This window comes from Streptomyces sp. AHA2 (genome assembly GCF_036857595.1).
Lineage (GTDB): Bacteria > Actinomycetota > Actinomycetes > Streptomycetales > Streptomycetaceae > Streptomyces.
This window is the reverse complement of the sequence record NZ_JAUQWJ010000021.1, coordinates 103178-110973: the sequence shown is the minus strand read 5'-3', so window position 1 is coordinate 110973 and position 7796 is coordinate 103178. Positions and strand designations below refer to the sequence as shown.

Below are 7796 nucleotides of genomic sequence, written 5' to 3'. Positions count from 1 at the left end.
CTCGCCCGGCCGGCGACGAGCACTCCGGGACCCTGCCGCTCGTCCGTCCGGCCGGTGCGGAGCTGCCCGGGGCCGTGTCGCTCGTCCGTCCGGCCGGTGCGGAGCTGCCCGGGGCCGTGCCGCTCAGCCGTCCGGCCGGTGCCGAGTACAGCGCCACCGTGCTCGCCAGCCACTGGGTGCAGCGACCCGACCCGGACCGGACCCTCGTGGAGCGGCCCGGCGCACCGGGCGCCGCGTCGGTGGCGCCCGACCGCGTCGAGGGGACGGTGCTGCGCTTCGGGCCCGGCGTGACCGCCGCCGGGCGCACCCACCGGACGCTGCCCGCCCTGCCGCAGCGCCCCGCACCCCCGGTCCGGCGCCTGCGCCGGCACGTTGTGCCCGCGCTGGTCGTGCTCTGCGTCCTCGCGTTCCTCGCCTGGCAGCGCCTCGGACCGCCGCTCGCGGTCGGTTCCGTGACGGTCACCGCCCGGCCGTCGGCCCTGGGATGCGACGGCACCGCGGACATCACCGGCCTCGTCACCACCAACGGCCGCCCGGGCACGCTGTCCTATCGCTGGGTCCGCAGCGACGGCACCTCGTCCGGCGTGCTGAAGGAGGAGCTGGTCCGGGGACGGAAGCAGGCACGCCTGCACCTGCGGTGGACCTTCCAGGGCAAGGGGGAGCGAGCGGCCCGCGCCGAGTTGCGCGTCCTGTCCCCGGCCTCCCGCACGGCCGCCGCCGGGTTCAGGTACACCTGTCCCTGACGACCGGGCCGCCGCTGCGTCCGGTCGGGGGCACTCAGGCCCGCGCGGTCCCCGGCGAGGCCGCGGGACCGCTGCGGGAGACGACGCGGGTCCCGCGGCCGTCCACGACCCGGACCTGCAGCGAGCCGCACCCGCAGCGCGTCCACTCCGTGCGGCCCGTCGCGGTGGCGTGCCGCGACAGCACCCGGAACGGCTCTCCGCCGTCCGGCCACCCGCAGTGCGGGCAGGCACCGGCACCGGTGCTGGTCATGACCGACTCCTCTTCTCCCGTGGGCTGTTGCGGTCGTCGCGACACCGCCAGCGTGCGCCGGAAGATCCGTACGCGTCCAGGTTGACTTCGCGGACCGCACTGTGAAGCCTGGCCTGCATGATCGACCTGCGCCGGCTGCACGTCCTGAGGGCGGTCGCCCACTACGGCTCGGTCACCGCCGCCGCCCGGGCCCTGCACTTCACCCCGTCCGCCGCCTCCCAGCAGATCCGTCAGCTCGCCCGCGAACTCGGCGTGGACCTGCTGGAGCCCCAGGGGCGGGGCGTCCGGCTCACCCCGGCCGCCGAGAGCCTCCTCGCGCACGCGGACGCCATCCAGGCCCGCTGGGACCGGGCCGAGATCGACCTGCGGGCCGAGCGGGGGGCGCCCTCCGGAGTACTGCGCGTGACCGGGTTCCCGGTGGCCGTGGCGGTGCTGCTGGCACCGCTCGCTGTCCGGCTGGGGGAGCGGCACCCGCGGCTCGCGGTGCGGATCACCGAGGCGGGTGTGCCGGAGAGCTTCGACCGGCTCTTCGAGGGCGAGACCGATCTGGCGGTCGTGGAGGTCACGCCGCACAACCCCCCGATGAGCGACGCCCGCTTCGACCAGCGGCCCCTCCTGGACGATCCCTACGACCTGGTGGTGCCCGAGGGGCACCGGCTGGCCGGGCGGGGCCCTACCGACCTCGCCGAGGCGGCCCGGGAACAGTGGATCGCGCCGCTGCCCCGGAGTCCCTGCCGCCCGCACGTCATGTCCGCCTGCGGCGCCGCCGGGTTCACCCCGGACGTCGTCCACCACGCCCTCGACTGGAACGTCACCGCCCACCTGGTCGCCGCCGGCCTCGGCGTCGCGCTCGTCCCGCGGCTGGCCCGCCTGAATCCGGAGCTGCCCCTCAGCCGCGTCCCCTGCACCGGCAACCCCCACCGCAAGTTCGTGACCTGCACCAGGAGGGGCGCCGACGCGCGCCCGGCGGTGGCGGCCGCACTGGCCGAACTGAGCGAGCTGGCGTCCTCGGCGGTGACCTGACGAGCGGCCCCCCGGCACAGCCCCGGCGCGGAACGTCGGGGCTCCGGGTCCGTCACCGCCCCGGCGCCCCCACGCGGAGCGCGTCCATGACGAGGTCCAGCAGGCGGGTCGCCCTGGGCTGCCAGTCGCCGTGCGGGTCGAGCGTCCACAAGCCCCCGATGGCGAGGAAGAGGTCGTCCACCGTGATCCCGGGGCGGATGGTGCCGGCCCGCTCGGCGGCGCGCAGCAGGCACTCGGCCGCCTCCGTCACCGGGGCGTGGCCCGGCTTCTGCGCGCCCGGTGCGCCGGCCGCCTGGCGGATCGCGTCGGCCAGCCCCGCCTTCGTCATGGCGAACCGGGCGAGCCCGTCCATCCACTCGCGCAGCGCCCGGTCGGGCTCCCGGCTGCACAGCAGCCGGGCTGCGGTGTCGGCGACCTGCTGCATCTCGTGGCGGTAGATCTCCAGGACCAGGGCCTCGCGGGTGGGGAAGTGGCGGTAGAACGTCCCCTGCCCGACGCCCGCCTTCTTGGCGATCGTGCTCAGCGGGGTGTCCGCGGAGCGGGTCAGTTCGGCCAGCGCCACCTCCAGGATGCGCGCGCGGTTGCGCTGCGCGTCCGAGCGCAGGGGCGCTTGCTTGTTCTGGCCCACGGGCCCTCCTCGCGGTGGTGGCCGAAACCCGGCCCTTGTTAAGCGGACAGTTGTCCGTTACGTTTCCGGGTAACGGACAACTGTCCGCTTGTCTCCATCGTATCGGCGTGCCGTCCGTGCGGGACAGCCCGGGGCGGCCGGGAGCGGCCCACCTGCCCCGCATCCTGCACGGTCGCGCACCGGCGCCGCCAGCCGCAGCGCCCACGCCCGACCCCGACCGCCTCACCACGTGAGAGAGAAGGCTTCCATGGCCTCATCGACGTCCAGCGACCTCACCCTGTCCGTCAACGGCGAGAAGTACACGCTGACCGTCGACCACCGCACCACCCTGCTCGACGCCCTGCGGGAAAGGCTCGACCTGACCGGCACCAAGAAGGGCTGCGACCAGGGTCAGTGCGGCGCCTGCACCGTCCTGGTCGACGGCCGCCGCAGCGTGGCCTGCCTGCAGCTCGCGGTCGCGGCCGAAGGACGCGAGATCACCACCGTCGAGGGAGTGGCCGACGGCGACCGGCTGCACCCGGTGCAGCAGGCGTTCCTCGACCTCGACGGCTTCCAGTGCGGCTACTGCACGCCCGGCCAGATCTGCTCCGCCGTCGCCGTCATCGAGGAACACGCCGCGGGCTGGCCGAGCGCCGCCACCGCCGACCTGCGGCCCGAGGCGGGACCGCCGCCCCTGACACCCGAGGAGATCCGCGAGCGGATGAGCGGCAACCTGTGCCGCTGCGGCGCGTACGTGTCCATCGTGCAGGCCGTGGCGCGCGCCGCCGAGGCGAACGGAGCGGCGGCATGAGGGAGTTCGGCTACCACCGCGCCTACGACGTCCCCGGCGCCGTCGCGTTGCTCGACGGCGACACGGACGCGCGCTTCCTGGGCGGCGGCACCAACCTGGTCGACCTGATGAAGACCGGCGTCGAACGGCCCACCCGGCTCGTCGACGTACGCGAACTGCCCCTCGACCGGGTGGAGTCGACGCCGGAGGGCGGACTGCGCATCGGCGCGACCGTCACCAACAGCGACCTGGCCGCCCACCCCGAGGTCCGGCGCCGCTACCCGGCCCTGGCCCAGGCGGTACTGGCCGGCGCCTCCGGGCAGCTGCGCAACATGGCCACCGTCGGCGGCAACCTGCTGCAGCGCACCCGCTGCGGCTACTTCACCGACGTCGACTCGCCCTGCAACAAGCGCGATCCGGGCAGCGGATGCCCCGCCCTCACCGGGGAGCACCACAATCACGCCATCCTCGGCGCCTCCGCTCACTGCGTCGCCACCCACCCCTCCGACATGGGCGTGGCCCTGACCGCGTTCGACGCCCGCGTCTCCTACGAGACGGCCGGCGGGCCCGGCGAACTGCCGCTGGCCGACCTCTACCTGCCCGTGGGGGAGACACCGCACCGGGAGACCGCCCTGCCGCGCGGCGCCCTGATCACCGCTGTCACCCTGCCGCCCGCCGCCACGGCGGCCAACTCCCGCTACCGCAAGGTCCGCGAGCGGGCCTCGTACGCCTTCGCGATCGGCTCGGTCGCCGCCGCCCTCGACCTCAGGGACGGTGTCGTGCACGACGTGCGCCTGGCCTTCGGGGCCGTCGCCTCCCGCCCCTGGCGGGCCCGGACGGCCGAACGCGTGCTGACCGGCGCCCGGGCCGGCGCCGAGACCTTCGCGGCCGCCGCGGACGCCGAACTGGCGGCCGCCCGGCCCCTGCCCCGCAACGGATACAAGGTGACCTTGATGCGCAATCTCGTCGTGGCCGTGCTCAGCGAACTCGCCGAGGAGGCCGCCCGATGACGACCGCCACCACCGGCCGGTCCGCCACCGGGCGCGTGACCGGCACCGCCCACACCCGGGTGGAGGGACACGACAAGGTCACCGGCGCCGCCCGCTACGCCGGCGAGATCCCCTTCGCCGACCTCGCCCACGGCTGGCTGGTGCTGTCCACCGTCGCCCGCGGCCGCGTCCGCGCCCTGGACACCGACGCCGTCCTCGGGATGCCCGGCGTCCTCACCGTGCTCCACCACCACAACGCCCCACGCGTCGACACCGGCTTCGTCGGCATGATGGGCGTCCCGCCGGACCCGAGCACTGCCCTCTTCCAGCACGACCGGGTGCCCCACCTGGGCTGGCCGGTGGCCCTGGTCGTCGCCGAGACCTCCGAACAGGCCAGGGAGGCCGCCGAGACGCTCGTCGTGCACTACGACGTGGAGCCGCACGACGTGGCGTTCTCGGCAGCGCGCGAGGCCGAGGCGTACCCGGTCGACGGGCACATGCCGGCCGTGGTCGAGAAGGGCGACCTGGAGCGGGAACTGGCCGCGTCCGCCGTCGTGGTGGACGCGGCGTACACCACCCCGGAGGAACACCACAACCCGATGGAGCCGCACGCGGCGACCGCCCGCTGGGAGGGCGGCCGGCTGGAGGTCGTCGACTCCAACCAGGGCACCAACTGGGTCGCCGGGGAGCTGGCGAACCTGTTCTCCCTCGACCCGGGCTCCGTGCGCGTGCGCTCCGAGCACGTCGGCGGCGGCTTCGGCAGCAAGGGCGTACGGGCCCACCAGGTGGCCGCCGTGATGGCCGCGACCGTGCTGCACCGGCCCGTCCGGGTCGTCATGACCCGCCGGCAGATGTTCTCGCTCGCCGGCCACCGCAGTCCCACCGCGCAGCGCGTCCGCCTCGGCGCCGATGCGGACGGGCGGTTGCGCGCCCTGGAGCACCGCTCCGTGAACCAGACCTCGACCGTGTACGAGTTCGTCGAGCCGAGCGCCGCGGCCGGCCGGTCGATGTACGCCGCCGACGCCCACCACACGGTCAGCCGGCTGGTGCGGCTCGACGTGCCCACGCCGACCTGGATGCGCGCGCCGGGGGAGGCACCGGGTTCGTTCGCGCTGGAGTCCGCGCTCGACGAACTCGCCGAGAAGTGCGGCGTCGACCCGATCGAGTTGCGCCTGCGCAACGAACCGGCGGTGGGCCCGGTCTCCGGGCTGCCGTTCGCCGGGCGGAACCTCGCCGCCTGCTTCCGGGAGGGCGCCCGCAGGTTCGGCTGGGCCCGGCGGGACCCGCGCCCGGGAGTGCGCCGCGAGGGACGCTGGCTGCTCGGCACGGGCACCGCGGCCGCCTCCTTCCCGGCGATGGCCATGCCCTCCACGGCCTCCGTGACCGCCCAGGCCGACGGCACCTTCACGGTCCGGATCAACGCCGCCGACATCGGCACCGGCGCCCGCACCGCACTCACGCTGGTCGCCGCCGACGTCCTGGACGTGCCCACCGACCGCGTACGGGTGCGGATCGGCGACAGCGACCTCGGCCCCGCGATGATCGCCGGCGGCTCCGCGGGGACCCGCTCGTGGGCCTGGGCCGTCACGGCCGCGGCGGAGGAGCTGCGCCGCGGCCTCGACCCCGGCGCGGACATACCGCCGCAGGGCATCACCGTACGGTCGGACACGACCGAGGCCGTCGGCGCGCTCGCACAGAAGGAACGGCACTCCTTCGGGGCCCAGTTCGCCGAGGTCGCCGTCGACCCGGCCACCGGTGAGGTGCGGGTGCGCCGCATGCTGGGCGTCTTCGCGGCCGGCCGGATCGTCAACCCGCTCACCGCCCGCAACCAGCTCGTCGGCGGCATGATCTGGGGCCTGTCCATGGCCCTGCACGAGGAAGCCGTCCGTGACCCGGCGAGCGGCGGGGTCTACGGCGCCGATCTGGCCGGCTACCACGTGGCCGCGCACGCGGACGTCCCGCACGTCGAGGCCGACTGGGTCGACGACCCCGACCCCGACGACCCGGTCGGCATCAAGGGCATCGGCGAGGTCGGCATCGTGGGCGCGGCCGCCGCGATCGCCAACGCCGTCTGGCACGCGACCGGCGTGCGCCACCGTGACCTGCCGATCCGGCCCGACCGCGTCCTGTCGGCGGGCGGCGATGCTTGATCTCGCCGGGGCCCTGCGCACGTGGGCCGAGGAGGGCCGGGACTTCGCCGTCGCCACGGTGGTCGCCGTCGGCGGCAGCGCCCCGCGCCCGCCCGGGGCGGCGCTCGCGGTCGACACCGACGGCACGGCGATGGGCTCGGTGTCCGGGGGCTGTGTCGAGGGCGCCGTGTACGAGCTGTGCCGTCAGGCCCTGCGCGACGGCGAGCCGCTGACCGAGCGGTTCGGCTACAGCGACGAGGACGCCTTCGCGGTGGGACTGACCTGCGGCGGGACGATCGACGTGCTGGTCGTCCCGTTCTCCGCCGGGCGGGCGGTGCACGACGCGGCGCTGTCCGCCGTGGCGGACGGTGAGCCGGTGGCCCTGGCCCGTGTCGCCCGCGGCCCCGCCGGGCTGCTCGGCCGGGCCCTGCTCGTCCGACCCGACGGCTCGTCCGAGGGCGGGCTCGGCGGCGGCCCGGAGCTGGACCGCACCGCGCGCGCCGAGGCCCGCGCCCTGCTGGACGCGGGCCGGACCGGCACGGTGGAGCTCTCCGAGGACGGCACCCACTGTCCGGGTGGTGTCACCCTGCTCGTGGAGTCGGCCGTGCCACCGCCCCGCATGATCGTCTTCGGTGCGATCGACTTCGCGGCGGCGCTCGTGCGGGCGGGCCGGTTCCTCGGCTACCACGTCACGGTGTGCGACGCCCGGCCGGTCTTCGCCACCCGGGCCCGCTTCCCGGACGCCGACGAGATCGTCGTCGACTGGCCCGACCGGTATCTGCGGGGCACGGCCACCGACGCGCGGACGGTGTTGTGCGTGCTGACCCACGACGCGAAGTTCGACGTGCCCCTGCTGCGGGAGGCGCTGCGCCGGCCGGCCGCGTACATCGGCGCGATGGGCTCGCGCCGCACCCACGAGGACCGGGAGCGGCGGCTGCGGGAGGCGGGCGTCGGCGCACCGGAGCTGGCCCGGCTGAGGTCCCCGATCGGGCTGGATCTGGGCGCCCGCACGCCCGAGGAGACCGCCGTGTCCATCGCGGCGGAGATCATCGCGCAGCGCAACGGCGGCACGGGCACCCCGCTCACCGGCTCCACCACCCCGATCCACCGGCCGGACAGAGAACCCCAGCCGGTCTGAGCGGTGCGCGGAGACGGTGACGGAAGCCGCAGCCCGTCCGCACGGACGAGGACGGGGGCGGCAGTCCGTCCGGGCCGGGCAGGCACGGGCGCCGCGGCCCCTCCGCTCGCCCGAGCGTTCCCGGCGG

The 7796-nt window shown here is 75.7% G+C and carries 8 protein-coding genes; 6 read left to right on the top strand and 2 right to left on the bottom strand.

The genetic code is table 11. The features are described 5' to 3' along the window. Positions 1-743: hypothetical protein (locus tag Q5694_RS29695; RefSeq protein WP_443040963.1), on the top strand; the 743-nt coding region annotated here is incomplete at its 5' end. Positions 744-777: 34 nt separating this feature from the next. On the opposite strand, the gene Q5694_RS29690 is transcribed toward Q5694_RS29695, so the two are convergent. After that, positions 778-993, bottom strand: coding sequence for a hypothetical protein (locus Q5694_RS29690; protein WP_333936530.1), 216 nt, complete (start codon positions 991-993; stop codon positions 778-780). A gap of 117 nt (positions 994-1110) precedes the next feature. Between Q5694_RS29690 and Q5694_RS29685 the strand changes: the two genes are divergently transcribed. Then, positions 1111-2016: a LysR family transcriptional regulator gene (locus Q5694_RS29685; protein ID WP_333936529.1), complete on the top strand. Its 906-nt coding sequence runs from the start codon at positions 1111-1113 to the stop codon at positions 2014-2016. A gap of 52 nt (positions 2017-2068) precedes the next feature. Here Q5694_RS29685 and Q5694_RS29680 read toward each other — a convergent pair whose 3' ends face one another. Beyond that, on the bottom strand, positions 2069-2644 hold the full coding sequence (locus Q5694_RS29680; protein ID WP_333936528.1) for a TetR/AcrR family transcriptional regulator: 576 nt from the start codon (positions 2642-2644) through the stop codon (positions 2069-2071). A gap of 247 nt (positions 2645-2891) precedes the next feature. Here Q5694_RS29680 and Q5694_RS29675 point away from each other — a divergent pair, with 247 nt between their 5' ends. Genes Q5694_RS29675 through Q5694_RS29660 form a run of 4 tightly spaced genes read left to right on the top strand, consistent with a single transcriptional unit; the run spans position 2892 to position 7669 of the window. Beyond that, positions 2892-3434, top strand: coding sequence for a 2Fe-2S iron-sulfur cluster-binding protein (locus Q5694_RS29675; RefSeq protein WP_333936527.1), 543 nt, complete (start codon positions 2892-2894; stop codon positions 3432-3434). Beyond that, entirely contained in the window at positions 3431-4423 is a 993-nt protein-coding gene (locus Q5694_RS29670) for an FAD binding domain-containing protein (protein WP_333936526.1), read from the top strand. The genes Q5694_RS29675 and Q5694_RS29670 overlap by 4 nt, the downstream gene beginning before the upstream one ends. Beyond that, positions 4420-6552: a xanthine dehydrogenase family protein molybdopterin-binding subunit gene (locus Q5694_RS29665; protein WP_333936525.1), complete on the top strand. Its 2133-nt coding sequence runs from the start codon at positions 4420-4422 to the stop codon at positions 6550-6552. Before Q5694_RS29670 ends, Q5694_RS29665 begins: the two co-directional genes overlap by 4 nt. Continuing rightward, positions 6545-7669 carry an XdhC family protein gene (locus tag Q5694_RS29660; RefSeq protein ID WP_333936524.1) on the top strand — a complete coding sequence of 375 codons (1125 nt, stop codon included), beginning with the start codon at positions 6545-6547 and terminating at the stop codon, positions 7667-7669. Before Q5694_RS29665 ends, Q5694_RS29660 begins: the two co-directional genes overlap by 8 nt. Positions 7670-7796: the final 127 nt, after the last annotated feature.

Bases quoted from the DNA above. Each gene is read 5' to 3' on its own strand.
- Q5694_RS29690 (WP_333936530.1), bottom strand. From the start codon at position 993: ATGACCAGCACCGGTGCCGGTGCCTGCCCGCACTGCGGGTGGCCGGAC.
- Q5694_RS29685 (WP_333936529.1), top strand. From the start codon at position 1,111: ATGATCGACCTGCGCCGGCTGCACGTCCTGAGGGCGGTCGCCCACTAC.
- Q5694_RS29675 (WP_333936527.1), top strand. From the start codon at position 2,892: ATGGCCTCATCGACGTCCAGCGACCTCACCCTGTCCGTCAACGGCGAG.
- Q5694_RS29670 (WP_333936526.1), top strand. From the start codon at position 3,431: ATGAGGGAGTTCGGCTACCACCGCGCCTACGACGTCCCCGGCGCCGTC.
- Q5694_RS29665 (WP_333936525.1), top strand. From the start codon at position 4,420: ATGACGACCGCCACCACCGGCCGGTCCGCCACCGGGCGCGTGACCGGC.
- Q5694_RS29660 (WP_333936524.1), top strand. From the start codon at position 6,545: ATGCTTGATCTCGCCGGGGCCCTGCGCACGTGGGCCGAGGAGGGCCGG.